This is a genomic window from Sphaerotilus sp. (assembly GCF_031429695.1).
Lineage (GTDB): Bacteria > Pseudomonadota > Gammaproteobacteria > Burkholderiales > Burkholderiaceae_C > Sphaerotilus.
Genome location: NZ_JANPAB010000061.1, coordinates 58228 through 80113, shown reverse-complemented (window position 1 = coordinate 80113; position 21886 = coordinate 58228). Strand labels below are relative to the sequence as shown.

The following is a 21886-nucleotide window of genomic DNA, read 5'->3' as shown; positions in this document are numbered from 1 at the left end:
CGGACGGGGATGAGCGTCACCTCGGGAAGGTCCGAAATCGCCAGCATTCGCTAGCCATCGCTAGTGCCGGATTCTAAAGGGACGAACCGTACTGCTTCATGGCTGCGTTGCACGATGCTGCCATCGAGGAGCTTGTCGACAACCATCAGCACCTGGGTGCCGAGCGCCGGGTCCTGCACCGGTGCAACCAGCCTTCCGCCGCGCGCCAGTTGCTCCAGCCAGGCGCCGGGCAGATCGCGGCCACCGGCGGCAGCGATGACCCCGTCATAGGGCGCGGCCGGCCCGTGACCCAGGCGCCCGTCGCCGTAGACGAGCGTGATCCCAGGCAGTTGCAGCGGTTCGAGTTGTCGGCGTGCGCGGTCGTGCAGGCCCAGCAGGCGCTCGATGGAGACGGTATGTCCCGCCACATGCGCCAGCACGGCGGCCTGGTAGCCGCAGCCGGTACCGATCTCCAGCACGCGGTCCAGTGCCGGACCACCAGGTCGCTGACGCAGCAGCTCGATCATGCGCGCCACAACCGAAGGCTTGGAGATCGTCTGGCCGAGGCCAATGGGCAGGCTGGTGTCTTCGTAGGCCTGTGCCGCGAGTGCACTGTCCACGAACAGGTGCCTGGGCACCGCGTTCATGGCAGCCAGCACGCCTTCGTCATGACAGCCGGCTTGGCGCAGGCGAACCACCATGTTCTGCCGGAAGGCTTGCAAGTCACTGTGCCCGACAGGAGCCGAGCGCACTCGGTTGGCTTCGCGCAATGCGTCGGACAGGGGCCGCTGCGGACGCAGCGTCTGCGCATCTGCGGTCGTCATGGCGCGCTCGCTCGCCGATTTGGCCGACCGCTCGATGCGATCCAGGCTGAGCGGCCAGTGCCGGGACTTGCCCGACCGGGGTTTGCGCGTGGCCGAATCGGGCATGGCGGCGCGCGGCCTGGCTCAGTCGCCCGCAGGCCCGACCCAGCGGGCCCACTGCGGTGCCGCGGCGTGGTCAGTCAGATCGATCTGCAGCGGCGTGATCGAGATCTGGCCGTTGGCGGTCGCATGAAAATCGGTGCCGATACCCGCCTCGCGCACATCGCCTTGCGCGCCGATCCAGTAGATCGGATCGCCACGCGGGCTGAACTGGCGCACCACCGGCTCGCTGGCGTGGCGCCGACCGAGGCGGGTGACCTGCATCGGCAGTGTCGCGGCATCGGCACGGCTCGGAATGTTGACGTTCAGCAGCCACGGGCCTGCAGCCGGAGGCCGGCGAATGACCTCCGCCAGCAGGCGCCGCACCACCGCAGCGGCCGCATCCAGGTGTTGCCAGCCATGCTCGACCAGCGAAAACGCGATGGCGGGCACGCCGAACAGATACCCCTCGGTGGCGGCGGCGACGGTGCCGGAGTAGAGCGTGTCGTCGCCCAGGTTGGCACCGTTGTTGATGCCCGAAACGATCAGGTCCGGGCGGCTGTCCAGCAAGCCGGTGAGTGCGACGTGGACGCAGTCCGAGGGCGTGCCGTTGACTACCCGCACGCCGTTGGACGCCGTCCATACCGACAGCGGGCGGTGCAGCGACAGGGCGTTGGAGGTGCCGCTGGCGTTCTGTTCCGGGGCGGCGACATCGACGTCGGCGAACTCACGGCACACCTGGGCCAGGGCCAGCAGCCCCGGTGCAAGGTACCCATCGTCATTGGCTACGAGAATGCGCATGCGGTCGATTGTAGGCAGTGCGCCCCGCCGCCGCGTGTCGGCCCACCACCTTCTTTCGCGGCGCAGCCCCTGTACCCGAGGGCCACCTCCACCGCGAACAACCCTGATAATCGGGTACCAAGCTCCTGTGTCCCCCGTCAAGGATTCCATTCATGTCCATCCGCGCGCTGATCGTTGAAGACAACGCTGTCGCCCGCAGTTTCCTGGCCCGTGTGGTGCGGGAAAGTTTCAGCGACGAGATCCGCTTCAGCGAAGCCTGCGATCTGGAGTCGGCGCGCGCGCTGCTGGGCATCGGCGCGGGGGAGCTGGCCCGCGCCGAGGCGGACGGGTTCCGCCTGATCCTGTGCGACCTGGAACAGCCGGACAGTGCCGGGCTGGAACTGCTGGCGCAACTGGGTGACTACCCGGCCATCAAGATCGCCACCACGCTGCACTCGGACGACGATCACCTGTTTCCCGCCCTGCTGTGTGGCGCGAATGGCTATCTGCTCAAGGAGGACCGCTTCGAGGTGCTGGTGGAGGAACTTCAGCGCATCGTGCGCGGCCAGCCGCCGCTGTCTCCCGCGATGGCACGGCGCCTGCTGGGCCATTTCCGCCAGCACGACAGCCGGTTTGCTCCGCTGGACACAGATCCCGGTGCATTCGAAGGCACCCTGTCGGACAGCCTGAATGCGCGAGAAAACGAGGTGCTGACCTACCTCAGCAAGGGCTACACGATCAAGGAGATAGCCCGCCACATGGGCATCAAGTGGCAAGCGGTGAATGACCACATCCGTGTGGTCTACCGCAAGCTTGCCCTGGCCAGCACGCCGGAAGAGGGTCTGCAGGTCGGACGTCAGACCGACGCCTGATCCGGGCTTGTGGCCATTCCGATCGCGTCCCGCACCGCCCAAGAAAAAAGCCAGCCCGATGAGGAGCTGGCTTTTTTTCTGCGTTAGGTGGGGTGGCTAATGGGACTCGAACCCACGACAACCAGAATCACAATCTGGGACTCTACCAACTGAGCTATAGCCACCGCAGAGAAAGCAATTGTAGACCAAAATTTCTCGACTATCTCGGTTTTTCGGCGTATTTATTTCGACGCCACCGAAGCAGCCATCGCCGGCTCCTCGGATGCCGCCACATTGGCGCTGTCCAGCACCACCGCCTTGTAGCGTTTGCGCAGTGCGACGTAGTAGGCGTCGCTCTCGGCCTGCGCCCAAAGCTGGGCGACCTGCTCGCGGGCCTTGTCGAGGGAACCGGCGTCGGCCAGATCGGCGGGCAGCACTTTTTCGATGACCACCACCGCGTAGCCTTCGTCGCCAAGATCGACACCGATCCAGGTCGGCAGCGCATCGGCCTTGGCCTTGAGCACCGCCTCGACCACCGCGCGCGGCAGGTTCTGCGGCTTGACACGCGACAGCGTAACGGCTGCAGGCAGCGCGCCGGCCGCCGCTGGCTGCGTCTTCCACAGTGCCAGCTTGGCCGCGCCTTCCTCACGGGCCGCCTGCGCCGCCTTCGCCTGCAGCACGCCCGCCTTGACCTGCTCGCGCACTTCGGTCAGCGCCTGCTTGCGCGCCGGCTGGTGTTCGGTGACGCGCAGCGACAGCAACTGGTTGGCACCGATCTCCAGCGCCAGCGCATTGCGCTTGCTGCGCAGGTTGTCGGCCAGGAATGCGGCTTCGGCCACCTTCGGATTGGCCAGCGCGCTGCCGGGCTCGGCCTTGAATCCACGTGTGAACCGCTCGGCCCGCTGCACGCTCAGCTTGAGCTTGTCGGCCACCGGCTGCAGCGTATCTTCCTGCTCGACCAGATTCGAGAATTGTTCGGCCACTTCGGCATAGCGTTTCTGCGCCAGCGACTTGCGCACTTCCGCGTCGATCTCGGTCTTGACCGACTCGAAACTGCGCTTGTCACCGCCGCGGAGGTCGTCCAGCTTCAGGATGTGGAAACCGAAGTCGCTCTCCACCACGCCACTGATCTCGCCCTTCTTCAGCGCGAAAGCGGTGTCCTCGAAGACCTTGACCATGGCGCCGCGACCGAACCAGTCCAGATCCCCACCCTGCTTGGCCGAGCCGGGGTCTTCGGAATTGGCCTTGGCCAGATCGGCAAAACCGGCCGGGTTCTTGCGCACCTCGGCCAGCAGCGCCTCGGCGCGGGCCTTGGCCTTGGCTTTTGCGTCGGCCGTGGCGCCGGTTTCAGCCTTGATCAGGATGTGGCGGGCACGGCGCTCCTGCGGCTGCTCGTAGCGGGCAGCATTTTCGGTGTAGTACTTGCGCAGGTCCTCGTCGGCGACGGTGATGCCACGCGCGATCGTCGGCAGGTCGAGCACCACGTACTCGAAATTCACCACCTCGGGCGACTGCAGACGCGCGGCGTGCCTGGAATCGTCGTAGTACGCCTGCAGATCAGCGTCGCTGGCATGCGCCTTGGCCACGTAGTCCTTGGCCGCAAAGGTCTGCACACGCACGTCGCGGCGCTGATAGAAGGCGTCCACCGCGGTGCGTGCCACAGCGTTCGGCACCACGGCCGTCGCGCCCACACCCAGCAGCACCTGGTTGAGCGACATGTCCTGGCTCAGGCGGGCAGCGAACTGCTGCGAGTTCATGCCTTGTGCGGCCAGCAGTTCCTTGCGGACGGTGCCATCGGCATTGCGCAGATTCGCGAACTGCGGGTCGGTTTCGAACAGGCGCTTCAGGCGCTCGTCGGTCGGCACCAGGTGAAGGTCACGCGAAGCCGCGAACAGCACGCGTTGCCGGATCAGGTCGTCAAGCACGCGCTTGCGCACGTCCGGCGTGTCGAGCAGCTTGACGTCGACATTGGGCATCTGCGCACGCAGGCGCTCGATCTGGTTACGGTGGGCCTGGTCCCACTCCCCGCGGGTGATGGCCTGGCCATCGACCTTGGCGACCTCGTCCTTGCCCTGCGAGAACTTGTCATAGCCCTGAATGCCGAACACCACAAAGGACGGCACGATCAGCAACAGCAGCAGGAACTGCAGGACGCGGGTATGGCGACGGAAAAAATCGAACATCTGAGCTTCCTAGGAGGCACTGCAGCACGCAGCGCCAGACACGACAAAGGCGAACCAGGGTTCGCCTTTGAAGAGAAATGACCGCAACTCATCGCGGCGGAATACATGACAGGAACCCGTGTGGTGGGTGCTGAGGGGCTCGAACCCCCGACCTACGCCTTGTAAGGGCGCCGCTCTACCAACTGAGCTAAGCACCCGGATACCGTCCGTCCGACGAGTCCGCAACTGTATCAGCTCAGCGCGTCGAGCAACAACTTGCCCGGTCGAAACCGCGGAATGCGCGCTGCGCGGATATGGACCGGCGCGCCCGTGCGCGGGTTGCGTCCCTCGCGAGCGGCGCGGCTGGACACCACGAACGTACCGAACCCGACCAGCGCCACCGGCTCGCCTTTCTTCAGCGACTGCGACACGCCGGCAATCATGGCGTCCACGGCACGGGCAGCGGCAGCCTTGGAGATGTCGGCTTGCAACGCAATGTGCTCAATCAGTTCAGTCTTGTTCACGCGGAACCCCTGATGCCTAGTTTGGAAGGGAACGGATTCTAGGAGCGGTGCCCGGCGTCTGACTTCAGCGCGCCTTGGCGCGGATTTCGGGTAACGCCTTCTGCAGGTAGTACACCATCGACCAGATCGTCAACACCGCTGCAATCAGGATCAGCACCGTGCCCCACAGCCGTGTCGGGACCACACCGAAGAGCCGCCCGTCATAGAGCAGGAATGGAATCGCCACCATCTGCGCCGTCGTCTTGAGCTTGCCGATCATGTGGACGGCCACGCTACGGGACGCGCCGATCTGCGCCATCCACTCGCGCAGCGCCGAGATGGCGATCTCGCGGCCAATGATGACCAGCGCCACCATGGCACTCACCCGGTCGAGTTGCAGCAGGATCAGCAGCGCTGCGCAGACCAGGAACTTGTCGGCCACCGGATCGAGAAACGCACCGAACGACGAAGTCTGGTTGAGCTTGCGCGCCAGCCAGCCATCGAGCCAGTCGGTCAGCGCCACCACGACAAAGAGCACGGTCGCCATCAGGTTGCGCGTCGGCATGTCGATCGGCAACTCGTAGATGCCGACGATCAACGGAATGGCGACGATGCGCGCCCAGGTCAGCAGCGTGGGGAGGGTCCAGAACATCCATGCATTGTGCATGGTGTAACGAAACGCCGGGTTTTCGGCCCCTGCATGCGCCCCTCAACGCAAGGCCCGGTAAATCTCTTCGGCCAGATCGGCCGAGATGCCCTCGACCCCGGCCAGGTCCTCCACCGACGCGGCAGCCACCCCGCGCACGCCACCAAACCGCTGCAGCAGCCGCGCCCGCTTCTTCGGCCCCACGCCGGCGATGTCTTCCAGCCGACTGCCGCCGGTGCGGACTGACGCCCGTTTCGCCCGCATCCCGGTGATGGCAAACCGGTGCGCCTCGTCGCGGATCTGCGCCACCAGCATCAGCGCAGCCGAGTCGTGGCCGAGGTAGACCTTCTCGCGCCCGTCGGCGAAGACCAGTTCCTCCAGCCCGACCTTGCGGCCTTCGCCTTTTTCCACGCCGACCAGCAGCGACAGGTTCAGCCCCAGCGTGGTGAACACCTCACGCGCCACGCTGATCTGACCGCGTCCGCCATCCACCAGCACCAGATCGGGCAATCGGCCCGTGCCCTGCTGCACCGCGTCCACCAGCTTGGCGTAGCGGCGCGTGAGCACCTGGCGCATCGCGGCGTAGTCGTCGCCGCCGGTGATGCCGGTGATGTTGTAGCGGCGGTACTGGCCGGGCTGCATCTTGTGGCCCTCGAACACCACGCACGACGCCTGCGTCGCCTCGCCCGCCGTGTGGCTGATGTCGAAACATTCGATGCGCAGCCCTTCCAGCCCAGTGTCGATACCCTCCGGCGCCAGATCGAGTGCTTCGACCAGCGCCCGCGTGCGCGCCTGTTGCGAGCCTTCCTCGGACAAGAGCCGTGCCAGCGCGAGTTCGGCGCCCTTGATCGCCATGTCGAGCCAGGCGCGGCGGTTGTCGCGGGGCTGGTGCTGCGCGCTGACCTTGTGGCCCCGGTGGTCGGTGAGTACCGCGATCAACCCACGCTCCACCGGATGGCTGGTCACCAGGATCGGCGGGCAGTCGGCGCCGAGGTAGTGCTGCGCGATGAAGGCTTCGAGCACGCGGGCCTCGACCGTGCGGGTACCTTCGGCCGACTCTCCAGCCTCCGGTGCCTCGTCGCCCACGTCCACGGCCACGGCATCCTCGACGTGCGCCGGAAAGTACGCCCGGTCCCCCAGATGCCGCCCGCCCCGCACCATCGCCAGGTTCACGCAGGCCCGCCCGCCCTGCACCTTCACGGCCAGGATGTCGGTGTCGCGGTCCTCCTGCGTGAACACGGCCTGCTGCTGCAGCACCTTGGACAGCGTGGCGATCTGGTCACGCAGTTCCGCCGCCTTCTCGTAGTCGAAGGCTTCAGCCGCGGCCATCATCTGCGCCTGCAGCCCGTCGAGCACTTCCTGCGTCTCGCCGCTCAGGAAACGCACCGCGTTGCGCACGTCCGCGGCGTAGTCCTCGCGGCTGATGAAATCGACACAAGGCGCCGAGCAGCGGTGGATCTGGTGCAGCAGGCAGGGCCGCGTGCGGTTGTTGAACACCGTGTCCTCGCAGGTGCGCAGCAGGAACACCTTCTGCATCAACTGGATGCCCTCCTTCACCGCCCAGGCGCTCGGGTACGGGCCGAAGTAGCGGTGGCGGCGGTCCACGGCGCCACGGAAATAGACGACGCGGGGGAATTCGTGCGTGACGAACTTCAGGTAGGGATAGCTCTTGTCGTCGCGGAACAGGATGTTGAAGCGCGGGTTCAGCGACTTGATGAGGTTGTTTTCGAGCAGCAGCGCCTCGGCCTCCGAGCGCACCACCGTCGTCTCCATCCGCACGATCTTGCTGACCATGTGGCCGATGCGGGTGCCGCCGTGGTCCTTCTGGAAGTAGCTGCTGACGCGCTTCCTGAGGTGCTTGGCCTTGCCGACGTAGAGCAGGCCGCCCTCGGCGTCGAAGTAGCGGTAGACGCCGGGCAGCGCCGGCAGCGCGGCGACCTCGGCCAGCAGGCGCTCGCGGGCGGCGGCGGCCGGCGTTTCCAGCACGGGGTCGGGGATCAGGAGGGCTTCGGCCTCGTCGGGGGTCAGGCGGCGCGTCATGGTCGGGGATTGTGCCGCCGCGGATAATTCCGTGATGACCACCGACGCTGCACCCACGCCCGCCGCCACCATTGCACCGCTCCTGGCCGTCCCGCAGACGCTGCGCCGCTGGGACGTGTTCTGCCGCGTCATCGACAACCACGGCGACCTCGGCGTGTGCTGGCGGCTGGCGCGGGATCTGGCTGGGCGGGGCGCGCAGGTGCGGCTCTGGGTGGACGATGCCAGCGCGCTGGCCTGGATGGCACCGGACGGCTCGCCCGGCGTGCAGGTGCTGCCGTGGCGTGACCCGCTGGAGGCGGAGGTGCCGGCCGACGTGGTCATCGAGGCGTTTGGCTGCGACCCGCCCGCCGCCTACGTCGCCCGCATGGCCGCCGCCCCCACCACCGGCCCGGCGCCGCTGTGGATCAACCTCGAATACCTCAGCGCCGAGCCGCATGTCGAGAGCCTGCACGGGCTGGCCTCGCCGCAGTGGAGCGGACCCGGCAGCGGACTCACCAAGTGGTTTTTCTTCCCTGGGTTCACTCCCGCCACGGGTGGCCTGTTGCGTGAGCCTGGCCTGCTCGCTCGCCATGGTGCCCACGACCGGCAGGCCACGCGGGCGGCCTTCGGGGTCGGCCCGAACGCGGACAAGGATGAGGCGCTGGTGCTGCTGTTCGGCTACACGCAGCCGCTGCTGGACGATGGCTCACGCTGCTGGCCGAGGCGCCGACACCGACCACGTTGCTCGTCACGCCCGGCTACAGCGCCCGGCAGGTCCGTGCCTGGCAGGCGCAGCACGCTGGGGCGCCGGACACGCTGGGGGCGCTGCGGCTGCACTTCCTCCCGCATGTCACACAGCTCGAATTCGACCGGCTGCTGTGGGCGAGCGACCTCAACCTCGTGCGCGGCGAGGACAGCCTGGTGCGCGCGCTCTGGGCCGGACGGCCCGTGCTGTGGCAGCTTTATCCGCAGGAGGATGGCATCCACGGCGACAAGCTCGAAGCCTTCCTCGACGTGGCGCTCGACCAGACTGCACCTGCGCTGGCCGACCCGCTGCGGCGGATGGCCCGGCTGTGGAATGGTCTGGGTGAATCGGTCGGGTTGGCGTCGGCGTGGTCAGCGCTGTGGCCCGCCCTGCGTGACACATGGACCGACAGCACCACCGCCCGACAGCGCCGCTGGGCCGGCCAGCCCGACCTGACCAGCAGCCTGATCGCCTGGGCGCAGCAGCGGCACGCAGACGGGCTGGGCTAGAATCGAGGGCTTTGCGGTGCGGCGGCTTGCTCACCGCCCCAACGGAAACACCACCCATGAAGATCGCCCAGGAAATCCGCGCCGGCAACGTGATCATGCAAGGCACCGCCCCGATGGTCGTGCTGCGCACCGAATACAGCCGCGGCGGCCGCAACAGCGCCACCGTGCGCATGAAGCTCAAGAGCCTGCTGAACAACTCCGGCACCGAAGTCGTCTTCAAGGCCGACGACAAGATGGACCAGGTCATCCTCGACAAGAAGGACTGCACCTACTCCTACTTCGCCGACCCGCTCTACGTGTTCATGGACGAGGAGTTCAACCAGTACGAAGTCGAAGCCGAGAACATGGGCGACGCGCTGAGCTACCTCGAAGACGCGATGCCCGTCGAAGTGGTGTTCTACGACGGCAAGGCGATCTCGGTCGAGCTGCCGACCTCGCTGGTGCGCGAAGTGACCTGGACCGAGCCAGCCGTCAAGGGTGACACCTCGGGCAAGGTGCTGAAGCCCGCCAAGATCTCGACCGACTTCGAGATCCAGGTGCCCGCCTTCGTCGCCCAGGGCGACAAGATCGAAATCGACACCCGCACGCACGAGTACCGCAAGCGCGTCTGATCGATGCCAGCGCGATTCGCGCCTTGCAAGCGAAGCGGCCCCGAGGGGCCGCTTTTTTGTTGTCTCAGTGGCGCGTGGCTCGTCAGGTCAGCATGTCGCCCACCAGCCCCGCCTGCGGCCTCTGCCGGCTGACGGCATAGCCATACCCCAGCCCCAGCACTGCATACGGCAGCAGCACCAGCCCCCACCCCAGCCCGCTCAAGCCCCACGCCGCCGTGGTCGGATCGACGCCCTCGGCCGCCGTGCCCGACAGCAGCCCGAAGCGCGACATCAGCAGGTACTGCCCGAGCGCCAGCCCGATCACGGCCAGCACCGGGGCGACCTTGGTCGTGAACACGCCCTCCTCGCCCGGATGGCGGCCGAAGTACGCGATCACCGCCACGCACACCAGCGCCTCAATCAGCACGATCGCCACCACCGCCAGCCCGCTGAACCAGAAGAACATGTTCAGGATCGGGTCCAGCCCGGCGACGACGAACACCGCGATCACCGCCAGCCCCAGCGCCGAGGTCAGCCACGCCGCCGCGCCCGGGGCGCCGAAGCGGTTGGTGCGGCCAAGCGACGCCGGCAGCACCTCGCTGCGGCCCAGCGCGTAGAAATAGCGGCTCGCCGAGTTCTGGAACGCCAGCAGCCCGGCGAACAGGCTGGAGAGCACCAGCACGCCCATCAGCTTGGCCATCCAGCCGCCCACGTACTGCGTCGCCAGCGCGAACAGCACGGCCGACGGGTCGGTCAGCGGCACCTTGTCCACCGTGGTCAGCTCCATCACGCGGTCCACCACCTTCGACGCGCCCAGCCCGGTCACCACCGCGAACGAGGTCAGCGCGAACAGCAGCGCGATCACGCACACCGACAGGTAGGTCGCGCGCGGCACGGCGGTCTTCGGGTCGGTCGATTCCTCGCCGTAGATGGCGGTGGCCTCGAAGCCGATGAACGACGCGAAGGCAAACGCGAACGCGATCCCTGCCGAGCCGGTCAGGCCACCCGCCAGCACCGCCGAGGGGCTGAACGAAGCGGCGAAGTTCAGCCCTTCCGGCCCGCCGTTGGCCAGGATCGCGAGCGACGTGACGACCAGGCAGGCCAGTTCCATCAGCATCAGCACGCCCAGCAGCTTCGCGCCGACATCGACCTGGTAAAGCGACAGCGCCGTCACCGCCGCCCACGCCAGCGCGGCCCAGCCCCACCACGGCAGCCCCCCGGCCTGTCCGGCCATCAATCCGCCGAAGAAGCCGTAGAGCGACAACTGGATCGTCAGGTAGGCGAGGATCGACACGAACGCCGCCGCCACGCCCAGGTTCACGCCCAACCCGCGCCCGATGTAGGCGAAGAAGGCACCCGCGTTGGTGACGCGGTGGCTCATCGCCGCGTAGCCGACGCTGAACAGCAGCAGGATCAGCCCGACGAGCAGGTAAGCGCCCGGGGCGGCGGCGCCGGTGCCGAGCGCGATGGCCGGGGGCAACGCGCCGGTCATGCCGACCAGCGGCGCGGCAGCAGCCACCACGAAGAACACGATCGCCCAGACGCCCAACTGGCCTGAGCGCAGGCGCGTGCCGGACTCGTCGGCGCGCGCGGTGGAAGGGGTAGAACTCATGGACTTGTCTCCTTTTATCAGTCAATTGCCCGCAGATCACGCGGGATCGGACACCATCCCCAGCCCTTGCAGGGCCAGGGCAAAGCCGGCGCCAGGCGCCTGCACATCGAAATGCACCGTCGGCAACCCGACCCGTCGGGCGCCGAGCACATTGCGAAGCTGGTCATCGACGAACACGCAGGCCGACGCGGGCAGGCCGAGCGCGTCCAGACACTGCTGATACGCCCGTGGATCGGGCTTGAGAATGTGCGTGTGGGTAGCGTCCACCACCACATCGAACAGGCCGAGCAGCGCCAGCCGGTGGCGGAAGTCGGCGCCGTAGAACAGGTCGAGTTCGTTGGAGAGGATCGCCAATCGGCACCCGGCCGCCTTCGCCGTATGGATCGCCGCGACCGCCTCGGGCCGGATCACCGCCTCGACATCGGCCCCTCGGGCGCGCTGCACGAAGGTCTCCATCCGGTCCCAGTTCTCGCCGACGAGGCGGCCGACTTCGCGGGTGCGGGCGAGCCAGTAGTCGCGCTCGGTGAGGCGGTCGGCCTGCATGTCCTGCCAGAGCGGGTCACTGTCGGCGTCGAACGGGCCGCGCCACGTCAGCGTGCCGCGTGGCAGGCCGAGCGCCGCTTCGGTCAGGTCGTGCGTCTCGAACAGCGTGCGGCTGATGACGCCGCCGAAGTCGAGGATCAGGGCGCGGTGGGTGTGATCAGTCATCGGATCAGCCCCCGTGCGCGCCAGTCGTCGAACACCACCAGCGCGGCCTCGGCGAAGGCCGCGTCGTTGATGTGCGCATCCACGCGGACCAGCGCGGTGCCGCCGCCCAGGTGCTTCGGCAGTTCCTCGATCAGCGCCGCCAGCCCCTCGGGGTCGTGCAGCGGCTGGCCGGGCCGGTCCCAGGCCTCGATGCCCTGCGTCGGCAGCAGCAGGCAGGTCGGTCCGGTGGCCGCCGCCAGCCGCTCGCCGATGGCCTGCGCGACCTCGCGGCGCATCGCGGGGTCGATGCAGACGGACGCGATCAGCCGGTTGTGCGCGTGGACGTTGCGCTCGGCCCAGCGGGCGGGGGGCACGTGCCACGCCGGGTAGTCCACCATGTCGGTCGCGCCCGGCGCCACGATCTGCGGCACCCCGGCACGGCCCGCCCCGGTCAGCCGGTCGGCGCCCGACGTGACGCACGAGCCACCGAGGTGGTTCACCAGCTCCTGCAGGCTGAAGTCCATCACCGCCGCGAAGAAGCCCTGCGCGGCGAGATCCTCGAACGCCCTGCCGCCCATGCCGGTGGTGTGGAACACGGCCAGCTCGTAGCCACGCGCCTCCAGTGCCGGCTTCAGGCGCTTCATGTAGCTCAGCGCGCTCGACCCGAGCGAGGTCATGCCGACCACCGGCCGGGGGTCGTCGTCGATCTGCCGGGCCTGCACCGCCCCGACCACCGCGCCCGCCGCCTGCGCCAGCGCCGAGCGACACAGCCGGTTCAGCCCGTACAGCCCGCCCGCCCACAGCCGCATCATCAGGTCGGGCGGGATGCGGTCGGCCGGGATCAAGTGCGAATACGCGATGGTGGACAGCACCACCTTCGGCACGCCCAGCGGCAGCGCGTTCGCCACGTCCAGCGCCAGGTCGGTGCCCATCGTGCCGCCGAGCGCGAGCAGGCCGTCGAAGCGGCGCTGCGCGTGGAGCTGCGTCGCCAGCATCGACGCGCCCTGGGCCATCCGCGTCATCGCGGTGTTCTCGTCGCCGCTGTCGATGATCTGCGCGAGCGTCACGCCAGCTGCCGCCGCGACCTGCTCGTTCGTGATGTCCGGCTGGACGCCCCCACGGCCCAGCACGCCGACATCCATCACCAGCGGCCGGGCGCCCAGTTGCACCAGCCGCTCGCAGAGGAAGCCAATCTCGTCGCTCTTGGTGTCCACGGTGCCGATCAGCAGGATGACGGGCGCCTCGGCCGGGAGGTTGTCCGCACTCACAGGGTCGCCTCCACCGCCGCGAACGAGGCGTCGAGGAGGTCCACGAGCTGGTCGATCTCCTCGCGGGTGATGACCAGCGGCGGCGACAGGATCAGGTTCGGCCCGGAGATGCGCACCATCAGGCCGCGCCGGTAGGCCTCTCGTGCCACGCGGGCGGGGATGTCACTGGTGCGCGGCATCGGCGTGCGTCTGGCCTTGTCGGTCACCATCTCGATGCCCGCCATCAACCCCATGCCGCGCACGTCGCCGACGAAGCTGAAGCGGTGCAGCGCCTGCAGGCGTTCCTGCAAGCAGGCGCCGACGCGGGCGGCGTTGCCGGGGATGTCCAGCTCTTCGAGGAGGTCGAGTGTCGCCAGCGCGGCGGCAGCGGCAACCGGATGCGCGCTGTAGGTGTAGCCGTGCGAGACCGCCGCGCCGCCCGTCGTGTCGGTGTCGAAGACCTCGGCGACCTTGCGGCCGATCGCGGTGGCGCCCAGCGGCACATAGCCCGAGCTGATGCCCTTGGCGAGGCACCACAGGTCGGCGTTGACGCCCCACAGCCGCGTGCCGAACAGCGCCCCGCCCCGCCCGAAGCCGGTCACCACCTCGTCGGCGATCAACAGCACGCCATGCCTGTCGCAGACCTGCCGGACCAGCCGCCAGTAGTTCGCCGGCGGCACGATCACGCCACCCGCGCCCTGGATCGGCTCGGCGATGAAGGCGGCCACGGTGTCCGGCCCCTGGAACACGATCTCGCGCTCCAGCATCTCGGCGCAGACGCGGCCCAGGGCTTCCGGGTCGTCGAGGCCGAAAGGGTTGTGGTACAGCCACGGCGTGTCCACATGGAAGCAGCCGGGCAGCAGCGGTTCGTAGGGGCGGCGAAAGTTGGTGTTGCCGTTGACGCTCATGCCGCCGAAATGCACGCCGTGGTAGCCCTGGCGCAGGCTGATGAACTTGAAGCGGTCGGCCTGGCCCTTGAGCTTCCAGTACTGGCGGGCGATCTTCAGCGCGCCTTCCACCGCGTCCGAGCCACCGTTCGAGAACAGCACCGCCGCGACGTTCTCCGGCGCCATCAGCTTCACCAGCCGCGTGGACAGTTCGATGGCGCGCACGTGCGTCGTGCCCCGGAAGACGTTGTAGAACGGCAGTTCGTCGAGCTGCGCCACCACCGCGTCGCGCACGCGGCGGTTGCTGTGGCCGAGGTTGCTGCTCCACAGGCCGCCGACGCCGTCAAGCATCCGGTGGCCGTCCACGTCCCAGATGAAACAGCCTTCGCCGCGGGCGATGATGTCCGGCGCGGACTTCTTCATCGCGCCGGGGTGGGCCATCGGGTGCCAGAGGTACTGGGCGTTGTCGCGCTTGAGTTCTTCAGGAGTGCTCATTCGGGGTCTTCCTTCTCTCTTTTAGTTGGGAACACCGACGGTGATCGTCTTCAGCTCGGTGTAGTGCAGCAGCCCCTCGGCGCCCATCTCCTGGCCGATGCCGCTGTCCTTCCAGCCGCCGAAGGGCATCTCGGGCTGCGACACGCCGTAGTGGTTGATGCCGACCATGCCGGCGTCCAGCTCCTCGCCGAGGCGGTGCGCGGTCATGAGGTCGCGGGTGAAGGCGTAGGCGCCGAGGCCGTAGGGCAGCGCGTTCGCGGCGTCGATCGCCTCGCCCAGCGTGTCGTAGGGCTGGATCACCGCGATCGGGCCGAACGGCTCCTGCTGCATCAGGCGCGAGGCGGGCGGCGCGTCAGCGAAGACGGCCGGCTCGAAGAAGAAACCGGGGCGATCGACACGCCGCCCGCCCGTCAGCAGCCGGGCGCCGCAGCCGAGCGCGTCCTCGACGAAGCCTTCCATGTCATCGAGGCGGCGGGCGTGGGTCAGCGGACCCATCTGCGTCTGCGCGTCCAGCCCGCTGCCGAGTCGCAGCCGGCGGGCGCCCTCGGCGAACTGCTCGGCGAACACCGTGTGCAGCCGGCGCGGCAGGTAGAAGCGGATCGGCGATGCGCAGACCTGCCCCGCGTTGCGGTACTTGGCCGCCAGCGAACTCTTGAGCACGAACGCCAGGTCCGCGTCCTCGCAGACGATCACCGGGGCGTGGCCGCCGAGTTCGCCCGTGAACCGCTTCAGGTGGCGCGCCGCCTGCTCGCCCAGCAGCTTGCCGACCGCGACCGAGCCGGTGATCGACACCTTGGCGATGGCCGGGTGGGCGATCAGCGCGGACGAGACCTGCGCCGGATCGCCGCAGACGAGGTTGATCGCGTCGGCCGGCACGCCCGCGTCGAGGAATACGCGCACCAGCAGCATCGCCGTACCCGGCGTTTCCTCGTCCGGCTTGAGCACGACGCTGCACCCGGCCGCCAGCGCGCTCGACAGCTTGCGCACCGGCAGGTTGGCAGGAAAATTCCAAGGGGTGAACGCCGCCACCGGCCCGACCGGCTGGCGCACGACGGTCTGCGACAGGATGCCCTCGACACGCGGCGCGACGGTGCGGCCGTAGAGGCGCTTGCCCTCCTCGGCCTGGAAATCGAGGATGTCGGCCGACAGGCGCACCTCGCGCACCGACTCGGCCAGCGGCTTGCCCTGCTCCAGCGTCAGCACGGTGGCGATGGCCTCGGCGCGCTCGCGCATCAGCTCGGCGGCGCGGCGCAGGATGACGTAGCGGTCATGGGCGCGCACCCGGCGCCACGCGAGAAAACCGCGCCGGGCCGACTCGGCGGCGGCGGCCAGTTCCTCGGCGCCGGCCAGCGGCAGCGTCGCCAGCGTCGTCTCGTCGGCCGGGTTGGTCACCGGGCGCTCGCCGCCAGAGGCACGGGTCAGCCACTGTCCGGCGACGTGCAGGGCGAGTTCGGGGTACTCCATTCGTTCTCCAGTGCAGGCGTTGGGATAAGCCACCGCACGATAGGAGCGCCACGGCCGCGGGCGTTATCAGGTTTGCGTAACCCTGGCCACGGGCAAACCCTGAACCCCGGCGCCAGCCCCGCGCCGCACAGTCACGCCCATGCTTGCGCTCCCGCCCGCCACACCCTGGATCCGCGACCACCGCTCGACCGACATCGACGAATACGCCGCCGCGCAGGCCGGCTGGGCGCTGCGCTACGAGCAGTTGTCGCCTGGGCGTTTCGCGGGCGAGTTCTGCCATGTGCAGTTGCCGGGCGTGCGGCTGGTGCGCGAATCGGCCAGCCGGCAGGTGCGCCAGACCGGCCAGATCGGCACCGACACGGTCGGCTTCGCGCTGGCGGCGACGCTGCCGGGCGAGGCGTTCTTCCATGGGCAACCCCTCGGCGGCGACACGCTCATGGTCGGCCGCGGCGACGACCTCGACATGACCACCCCCGACGGCTATGAGCACTTCGGCGTCGTGGTCGATTGCGCGCTGCTGGCCGAGCTGTGGGCGGGGCTGTACCAGAAGCCGTGGTCACCGTGGCTGGACCTGCAGATGGTGATCACCGCCCGCCCCGGCATGGCCGAACACGTTCGGCGGCAGCACCGGCAGGCAATGGACACGCTGGCCGCCTTCCCGTCGCTGCTGGACGAACCGAGGGCGGTGCTGCACCTGCGGGACGCGCTGCTGATCGAGTGGATCGAGGCCATTCCATCGCGGGTGGACACCTCGGCGCTGGAGGGGGTCGAGGCACGGCGGCGGCTGGTGGCGCGGGCCTGCGACCTCGTGCTGGGCCGGCGCGACGACCCACCCACGATCCTGCAAGTCTGCACCGAGATCGGCAGCAGCCCGCGCAAGCTCGACTACTGCTTCCGCGACGTGCTGGGCGTCAGTCCGTCGAAGTACCTGCGCGCGGTCCGGCTCAACGGGGCGCGGCGCGAGCTGAAGGGCCGCACATCCCGCCACGGCGACGACACGGTGCATGACATCGCCGCCCGCTGGGGCTTCTGGCACATGGGCGCTTTCTCGGCGGACTACAAGCGGCAGTTCGGCGAGTGCCCGTCCGCCACGGTCGAGCGCCGCCGGGCATGAGCGGTCCACCTTGGCGGTACCGGCGTCTGCTGGCGGCCGGCGGTCTGCTCGTGGCGCCGCTGCTGCTCCAGCAACTGGGCACCGGCCCGGTGCGCATCGCCGACCAGGCGCTGCTGTACGTGCTGCTCGCGCTGGGCATGAACATCGTGGTGGGCTATGCGGGCCTGCTCGACCTGGGCTATGTGGCGTTCTACGCGGTGGGCGCCTACACCTTCGCGCTGCTGGCCTCGCCGCACCTGTTCGAGCAGTTCCCCGCCGTGCAGGCGATGTTCCCGGCCGGCCTGCATGGTCCTTGGTGGTTGCTGCTGCCGTTGGGCGCCGGGCTGGCCGGCGTGCTGGGCGTGCTGCTGGGGGCGCCGACGCTGAAACTGCGCGGCGACTACCTGGCCGTGGTGACACTGGCCTTCGGCGAGATCATCCGGCTCTTCCTCAACAACCTGGCGCACCCGGTCAACCTCACCAACGGCGCCCACGGCATCAGCCAGATCGACGACCTGCACCTGTTCGGTCTCGACCTGCGGCGGACGCAGGTGGTGCTGGGCCTGGAGTTGCCGCCGGTGACGCTGCACTACTACCTGTTCCTCGCGCTGGTGGTGCTCGCCGTGCTGGTCTGCCACCGGCTGGAACGCTCTCGCATCGGCCGCGCCTGGATGGCCATCCGCGAGGACGAGGTGGCTGCGCAAGCGATGGGCCTGAACACGCGCAACCTGAAGCTGGCCGCCTTCGGCATGGGCGCGACCTTCGGCGGTGTGGCGGGCGGGCTGTTCGCGACCTTCCAGGGCTATGTCTCACCCGAGTCGTTCAGCTTGCAGGAATCGATCCTGGTCGTGGCGATGGTCGTGCTGGGCGGCATCGGCTACCTGCCGGGGGTGATCCTGGGGGCGGTGCTGCTGTCGGCGCTGCCGGAAGTGCTGCGCTACGCAGTCGGTCCCTTGCAGGCGATGACGGACGGGCGGCTGGACGCCCACATCCTGCGCCAGTTGCTGATCGCGCTGGCGATGATCGGCGTGATGGTGCTGCGTCCGCGGGGCCTGTGGACGCGGCCAGAGCGCCTCAATCCTCCCGCACGCTGACCTCGAACGTCACCTGCACCTCGTCCGACCCGCTGGCCTGGCACTTGAAGCGCCGCGCCGCCTGGGTGACGAGGCGGTGGTAGTCCTTCGGGCCGGACAGCGGCGTCACGTCGGTGATCTGGCTGCCGCGCACCGTCATGCGGACGCGCACGACGCCGGTGATGCCATAGCGGTCGTAGGCGCCGTCCATCGTGCTGCGGATGATGTCGGCGTAGCCGGGACAGGCCAGGCCGACCTCGGCGCGCGCGGGTGCGGCGGGAGGCGCAGGGGGCGTCGGCGGTGCGGGCGGGGCCGGGGGCGCGGGTGGCGGCGGGGGCTTGATCTCGACCTGCTTCGGCAGCGGCTCGGCCTGCACCGCCTGGATCGCCGGGGCGGGTGGCGTCGGCGCGGGCGTGACCTCGGGGGGCGGCACGTAGGCTTTCGGCGGCGGCGTGGGGGCGGGTGGCGGTGCGTCCTGCAGCTTCACGACCTTCGGCGGCTCGGGTGGCGGCGGGGGCGGTGGTGGTGGGAGCGGCGGTTTCACCTCGTCGATGATCGCCATCTCGATGGGCGGGCGCACCAGCTCCACCGCCTTGCGCGCCAGCCCCGACATCAGCGCCCAGCCCACCAGCACATGCAGCCCGACCACCACGCCCGCACCGACCCAGCGCGGCGTGCCAGCGTTCGGTGCGAATTCGGGCAAGCTCCCTGGCCGCACAGGACTCATTGAAACTGCTCCCCGCCGACCACGCCCAGCTTGCGCAGGCCCAGCTTCTGCGCCGACACCATCACCGACGCGAAGGTGTCGTAGCGCGACTGCGCATCCGGCCGGATGTGGATCTCGGGCGGCTCGGCCTGCGCGGCGGCGGCCTTGAGCTTGTCCTCCAGCGCCGCCCGGTCCGCCAGCGCCACACCCTGCCAGTACACGACGTTGGCCGGGTCGATGTCGATCTTCACCACCTCGGGCGGCACGGCGTTGGCTGGCGGTTTCCCGGTCGGCAGGTTCAGGTCGGTCGAATGCAACTGGATCGGGATCGTGATGATCAGCATCACCAGCAGCACCAGCATCACGTCGATCAGCGGCGTGGTGTTGATGTCCATGATCGGCTCGGGATCGCTGCCGGGGGCCAGGCCGTCGCCGGGGCCGAGGTTCATCGCCATCGCGGTTTCCTTGGGATTACACGTCCACGTCAGTGCAACGCGGGTGGCTCGGTGATGAACGAGATGCGGGCCATCCCGGCACGCTGACACGCCAGCACGACCCGCCCGACCGGCGCATACGCCGCCGAGCGATCACCCCGGACGTGGACCTCGGGCTGCGGCGACTGCACGGCCACCTTCTTCAGCCGCTCGACCAGCGCCTCGGCGCTGGGCAGCGGCGTGTCGTGCCAGTAGACGACGCCCTTCGCATCGACCGAGAGCACGATGTTCTCCGGCTTGCTTTGGCGCGGGTTCAGGCGCTCCAGCGGCAGATCGACCTTGATCGACGTGGTGACGACCGGAATCGTGATCAGGAAGATGATCAGCAGCACCAGCATCACGTCCACCAGCGGCGTCGTGTTGATGGTCGAGAGCACCTCGTCATCGCCCGCCGGGGCGTCGAACGGGCCGGGCGGCAGCGCCATGTCTCAGCCCTTGGACGATGTGGACTGCGACGACGCCGACGCCGATGCCTGCGCCAGCAGCACCGCGTGCAGGTCCGCCGCGAAGCCGCGCACCTCGTCCATCACCGCCTTGTTGCGCCGCACCAGCCAGTTGTAGCCTAGCACCGCCGGCACCGCGACCGCCAGACCGATGGCGGTCATGATCAGCGCCTCGCCGACCGGCCCTGCCACCTTGTCGATGCTGGCCTGCCCCGCGACACCGATGGCGGTGAGCGCGTGGTAGATGCCCCAGACGGTGCCGAACAGGCCGACGAACGGCGCGGTCGAGCCCACAGTCGCCAGAAAGGCCAGCCCGTTCTGCAAGCGCCCCTGCACCCGCTCGATGGCGCGCTGGATCGACATCGTGATCCAGGTATTCAGGTCGATCTGGCCGAGCAGGCCGGCGTGCTTGACCGAGGCATCCGCCCCCGCCTGGGCAATGAAGCGGAAGGGGCTGCCCACGCCGAGCGTGTCCACGCCTTGCGCAACACTGGACGCGGTCCAGAACGCCTCGGTCGCCTTGGCCTGGGTCAGCATGCGCTGCTGCTCGATCCACTTGACGATGAGGATGTACCAGCTGCCCGCGGACATGACCACGAGGATCAGCAGCACGGTCTTGGCGACGAGGTCCGAGCCGGACCAGAGGGCGGCGAGGCCGTAGGGATTGCTGGCGTCCAAGGCGGAGGCTCCGGGGGTTGGGTGGGAACGGCGGCGACTATAGCGCCTCGGGATCGTCAGGATTTCAGTCGGCCATGCGCCTCGCCACGTCGGCGATCAGCGCACGCGCCAGCGCCTGCTTGTCGCAGCGGCTGCCGTCTTCGGGCAGCGCGCGGGCGCCATCGGCATCGACCAGCAGCAGTGCGTTGTCGTCACGCCCGAAGGTGGCCGGGCCGAGATTGCCGACGATGAGCGGCACGTTCTTGCGCAGCAGCTTCTCGCGGGCGTGGTGTTCGAGCCTCTCGCTCTCGGCGGCAAAGCCCACGCAGAACGGCCGGTCAGGCAACGCAGCCACAGCGGCCAGGATGTCCGGGTTCTCGCTCAACTCGAAGGTCGGCGCCACCTTCTTGCCAGCCTTCTTGATCTTGTGTGCAGACAGGCTGGCCGGGCGCCAGTCGGCGACCGCGGCGGTGGCGATGAAGAGATCGTGCTGCGGCGCGGCTGGCAGCACGACATCGTGCATCTGCTGCGCCGAGCGGACATCGATGCGCCGCACACCGCGCGGCGTCTCCAGATGGACCGGGCCCGCCACCAGCGTCACGTCGGCCCCGGCCTCGCGGGCCGCACGGGCCAGCGAGAAACCCATCTTCCCGCTCGACAGGTTGGTGATGCCACGCACGGGGTCGATCGCCTCGAAGGTGGGGCCGGCCGTGATCAGTACCCGCTTGCCCGCCAGTGGCTTGGGCGACAGCGCGGCAATCAGGTCTTCGACGATCGCGGCCGGCTCGATCATCCGGCCGTCGCCGATCTCGCCACAGGCCTGCGCACCCGCGTCCACGCCCAGCACCCATGCACCATCGGCCTGGACCTGCGCCAGATTGCGCTGCGTGGCCGGGTGGGCCCACATCTCGCGGTTCATGGCGGGCGCAAGGATCAGCGGCACCGGGTGCGCATCGGCGGCCCCGCTGGCGAGCGGACGGGCGAGACAGGTCAGGCTGAGCAGGTCGTCGGCGCGGCCCTGCGCAAGGCGGGCGATGAAGTCGGCACTGGCCGGAGCGACGAGCACCGCATCCGCGCCGCGGGTCAGGTTGATGTGGGGCATGCCGTTGGGTTCGCGGGCATCCCAGGTGTCGGTGGCGACGGGGTGGCCGGACAGGGCCTGCATCGTCTCGGTGGTGATGAAGCGCTGGGCGCCGTCGGTCATCGCGACGTGGACCTCGGCCCCGGCCTTGACCAGCAGCCGCAGCAGCTCGGCACTCTTGTAGCAGGCGATGCCGCCAGTGAGGCCGAGCACAAGGCGGCGGCCGGCGAGATCAGGGCGGGAACGCAGGGTTTCAGTCAT

Annotated in this window: 20 protein-coding genes, 2 tRNA genes and 1 pseudogene; 5 read left to right on the top strand and 18 right to left on the bottom strand. The window is 68.9% G+C overall.

What is annotated here, in order from left to right; all coding sequences use genetic code 11:
• Positions 1-50: 50 nt before the first annotated feature.
• Complete coding sequence (locus RMP06_RS11725; RefSeq protein ID WP_310461959.1) at positions 51-908, bottom strand: protein-L-isoaspartate(D-aspartate) O-methyltransferase; 858 nt, start codon at positions 906-908, stop codon at positions 51-53.
• An 18-nt stretch (positions 909-926) separates the two neighbouring features.
• The gene (surE, locus tag RMP06_RS11720) at positions 927-1682 is read right to left on the bottom strand and encodes a 5'/3'-nucleotidase SurE (protein WP_310461958.1); all 756 of its coding nucleotides are present in this window, start codon (positions 1680-1682) and stop codon (positions 927-929) included.
• A gap of 152 nt (positions 1683-1834) precedes the next feature.
• On the opposite strand from surE, the gene RMP06_RS11715 reads away from it, so the two are divergent.
• Complete coding sequence (locus tag RMP06_RS11715; RefSeq protein ID WP_310461957.1) at positions 1835-2533, top strand: response regulator transcription factor; 699 nt, start codon at positions 1835-1837, stop codon at positions 2531-2533.
• An 88-nt stretch (positions 2534-2621) separates the two neighbouring features.
• Here the strand turns inward: RMP06_RS11715 and RMP06_RS11710 are convergent.
• The 6 genes from RMP06_RS11710 to uvrC form a co-directional block, all read right to left on the bottom strand.
• Positions 2622-2697, bottom strand: a tRNA-His gene (locus tag RMP06_RS11710).
• A gap of 57 nt (positions 2698-2754) precedes the next feature.
• Positions 2755-4695: a SurA N-terminal domain-containing protein gene (locus RMP06_RS11705; protein WP_310461956.1), complete on the bottom strand. Its 1941-nt coding sequence runs from the start codon at positions 4693-4695 to the stop codon at positions 2755-2757.
• Positions 4696-4816: 121 nt separating this feature from the next.
• Positions 4817-4892 (bottom strand) — tRNA-Val (locus RMP06_RS11700).
• Positions 4893-4925: 33 nt separating this feature from the next.
• Positions 4926-5198 (bottom strand): HU family DNA-binding protein, encoded by a 273-nt coding sequence (locus RMP06_RS11695; protein WP_310461955.1) that lies wholly within the window; start codon positions 5196-5198, stop codon positions 4926-4928.
• Positions 5199-5262: 64 nt separating this feature from the next.
• Positions 5263-5829: a CDP-diacylglycerol--glycerol-3-phosphate 3-phosphatidyltransferase gene (pgsA, locus tag RMP06_RS11690; protein WP_310461954.1), complete on the bottom strand. Its 567-nt coding sequence runs from the start codon at positions 5827-5829 to the stop codon at positions 5263-5265.
• A gap of 57 nt (positions 5830-5886) precedes the next feature.
• Positions 5887-7863 carry an excinuclease ABC subunit UvrC gene (uvrC, locus tag RMP06_RS11685; RefSeq protein WP_310462063.1) on the bottom strand — a complete coding sequence of 659 codons (1977 nt, stop codon included), beginning with the start codon at positions 7861-7863 and terminating at the stop codon, positions 5887-5889.
• Here uvrC and earP point away from each other — a divergent pair.
• Both earP and efp read left to right on the top strand, forming a co-directional pair.
• Positions 7862-9096 (top strand): annotated as a pseudogene (earP, locus tag RMP06_RS21465) (elongation factor P maturation arginine rhamnosyltransferase EarP). The gene uvrC and the pseudogene earP sit on opposite strands and share 2 nt — an antisense overlap.
• A 56-nt stretch (positions 9097-9152) precedes the next feature.
• The gene (gene efp, locus RMP06_RS11670) at positions 9153-9707 is read left to right on the top strand and encodes an elongation factor P (RefSeq protein ID WP_310461952.1); all 555 of its coding nucleotides are present in this window, start codon (positions 9153-9155) and stop codon (positions 9705-9707) included.
• Positions 9708-9789: 82 nt separating this feature from the next.
• On the opposite strand, the gene RMP06_RS11665 is transcribed toward efp, so the two are convergent.
• Genes RMP06_RS11665 through RMP06_RS11645 form a run of 5 tightly spaced genes read right to left on the bottom strand, consistent with a single transcriptional unit; the run spans position 9790 to position 16078 of the window.
• Entirely contained in the window at positions 9790-11298 is a 1509-nt protein-coding gene (locus RMP06_RS11665) for an APC family permease (RefSeq protein WP_310461951.1), read from the bottom strand.
• Positions 11299-11334: 36 nt separating this feature from the next.
• On the bottom strand, positions 11335-12006 hold the full coding sequence (locus tag RMP06_RS11660; protein ID WP_310461950.1) for an HAD-IA family hydrolase: 672 nt from the start codon (positions 12004-12006) through the stop codon (positions 11335-11337).
• The gene (locus tag RMP06_RS11655) at positions 12003-13253 is read right to left on the bottom strand and encodes a Tm-1-like ATP-binding domain-containing protein (RefSeq protein WP_310461949.1); all 1251 of its coding nucleotides are present in this window, start codon (positions 13251-13253) and stop codon (positions 12003-12005) included. The genes RMP06_RS11660 and RMP06_RS11655 overlap by 4 nt, the downstream gene beginning before the upstream one ends.
• The gene (locus tag RMP06_RS11650; protein ID WP_310461948.1) at positions 13250-14614 is read right to left on the bottom strand and encodes an aminotransferase class III-fold pyridoxal phosphate-dependent enzyme; all 1365 of its coding nucleotides are present in this window, start codon (positions 14612-14614) and stop codon (positions 13250-13252) included. The genes RMP06_RS11655 and RMP06_RS11650 overlap by 4 nt, the downstream gene beginning before the upstream one ends.
• A 21-nt stretch (positions 14615-14635) precedes the next feature.
• Positions 14636-16078: an NAD-dependent succinate-semialdehyde dehydrogenase gene (locus RMP06_RS11645; RefSeq protein ID WP_310461947.1), complete on the bottom strand. Its 1443-nt coding sequence runs from the start codon at positions 16076-16078 to the stop codon at positions 14636-14638.
• Between the two features lie 139 nt (positions 16079-16217).
• Between RMP06_RS11645 and RMP06_RS11640 the strand changes: the two genes are divergently transcribed.
• Together RMP06_RS11640 and RMP06_RS11635 are read left to right on the top strand one after the other, a co-directional pair.
• Positions 16218-17192 (top strand): helix-turn-helix domain-containing protein, encoded by a 975-nt coding sequence (locus tag RMP06_RS11640; RefSeq protein WP_310461946.1) that lies wholly within the window; start codon positions 16218-16220, stop codon positions 17190-17192.
• The gene (locus RMP06_RS11635) at positions 17189-18265 is read left to right on the top strand and encodes a branched-chain amino acid ABC transporter permease (protein ID WP_310461945.1); all 1077 of its coding nucleotides are present in this window, start codon (positions 17189-17191) and stop codon (positions 18263-18265) included. The genes RMP06_RS11640 and RMP06_RS11635 overlap by 4 nt, the downstream gene beginning before the upstream one ends.
• Here the strand turns inward: RMP06_RS11635 and RMP06_RS11630 are convergent.
• From RMP06_RS11630 to coaBC, 5 genes are read right to left on the bottom strand one after another with little or no spacing between them, the layout of a single operon-like run.
• Positions 18246-18947 (bottom strand): energy transducer TonB, encoded by a 702-nt coding sequence (locus tag RMP06_RS11630; RefSeq protein WP_310461944.1) that lies wholly within the window; start codon positions 18945-18947, stop codon positions 18246-18248. The genes RMP06_RS11635 and RMP06_RS11630 overlap by 20 nt on opposite strands.
• Before the next feature lie 20 nt (positions 18948-18967).
• Positions 18968-19405: an ExbD/TolR family protein gene (locus tag RMP06_RS11625; RefSeq protein WP_310461943.1), complete on the bottom strand. Its 438-nt coding sequence runs from the start codon at positions 19403-19405 to the stop codon at positions 18968-18970.
• A 29-nt stretch (positions 19406-19434) separates the two neighbouring features.
• Positions 19435-19869: an ExbD/TolR family protein gene (locus tag RMP06_RS11620; RefSeq protein WP_310461942.1), complete on the bottom strand. Its 435-nt coding sequence runs from the start codon at positions 19867-19869 to the stop codon at positions 19435-19437.
• Between the two features lie 3 nt (positions 19870-19872).
• Positions 19873-20619 carry a MotA/TolQ/ExbB proton channel family protein gene (locus RMP06_RS11615; RefSeq protein ID WP_409050154.1) on the bottom strand — a complete coding sequence of 249 codons (747 nt, stop codon included), beginning with the start codon at positions 20617-20619 and terminating at the stop codon, positions 19873-19875.
• Between the two features lie 10 nt (positions 20620-20629).
• Entirely contained in the window at positions 20630-21886 is a 1257-nt protein-coding gene (gene coaBC / locus RMP06_RS11610; RefSeq protein ID WP_310461941.1) for a bifunctional phosphopantothenoylcysteine decarboxylase/phosphopantothenate--cysteine ligase CoaBC, read from the bottom strand.

Coding starts and splice junctions, on each gene's coding strand:
- RMP06_RS11725 (WP_310461959.1), bottom strand. CDS start 908: ATGCCCGATTCGGCCACGCGCAAACCCCGGTCGGGCAAGTCCCGGCAC.
- surE (WP_310461958.1), bottom strand. CDS start 1,682: ATGCGCATTCTCGTAGCCAATGACGATGGGTACCTTGCACCGGGGCTG.
- RMP06_RS11715 (WP_310461957.1), top strand. CDS start 1,835: ATGTCCATCCGCGCGCTGATCGTTGAAGACAACGCTGTCGCCCGCAGT.
- RMP06_RS11705 (WP_310461956.1), bottom strand. CDS start 4,695: ATGTTCGATTTTTTCCGTCGCCATACCCGCGTCCTGCAGTTCCTGCTG.
- pgsA (WP_310461954.1), bottom strand. CDS start 5,829: ATGTTCTGGACCCTCCCCACGCTGCTGACCTGGGCGCGCATCGTCGCC.
- uvrC (WP_310462063.1), bottom strand. CDS start 7,863: ATGACGCGCCGCCTGACCCCCGACGAGGCCGAAGCCCTCCTGATCCCC.
- efp (WP_310461952.1), top strand. CDS start 9,153: ATGAAGATCGCCCAGGAAATCCGCGCCGGCAACGTGATCATGCAAGGC.
- RMP06_RS11665 (WP_310461951.1), bottom strand. CDS start 11,298: ATGAGTTCTACCCCTTCCACCGCGCGCGCCGACGAGTCCGGCACGCGC.
- RMP06_RS11660 (WP_310461950.1), bottom strand. CDS start 12,006: ATGACTGATCACACCCACCGCGCCCTGATCCTCGACTTCGGCGGCGTC.
- RMP06_RS11650 (WP_310461948.1), bottom strand. CDS start 14,614: ATGAGCACTCCTGAAGAACTCAAGCGCGACAACGCCCAGTACCTCTGG.
- RMP06_RS11645 (WP_310461947.1), bottom strand. CDS start 16,078: ATGGAGTACCCCGAACTCGCCCTGCACGTCGCCGGACAGTGGCTGACC.
- RMP06_RS11640 (WP_310461946.1), top strand. CDS start 16,218: ATGCTTGCGCTCCCGCCCGCCACACCCTGGATCCGCGACCACCGCTCG.
- RMP06_RS11635 (WP_310461945.1), top strand. CDS start 17,189: ATGAGCGGTCCACCTTGGCGGTACCGGCGTCTGCTGGCGGCCGGCGGT.
- RMP06_RS11625 (WP_310461943.1), bottom strand. CDS start 19,405: ATGGCGATGAACCTCGGCCCCGGCGACGGCCTGGCCCCCGGCAGCGAT.
- RMP06_RS11620 (WP_310461942.1), bottom strand. CDS start 19,869: ATGGCGCTGCCGCCCGGCCCGTTCGACGCCCCGGCGGGCGATGACGAG.
- coaBC (WP_310461941.1), bottom strand. CDS start 21,886: ATGACTGAAACCCTGCGTTCCCGCCCTGATCTCGCCGGCCGCCGCCTT.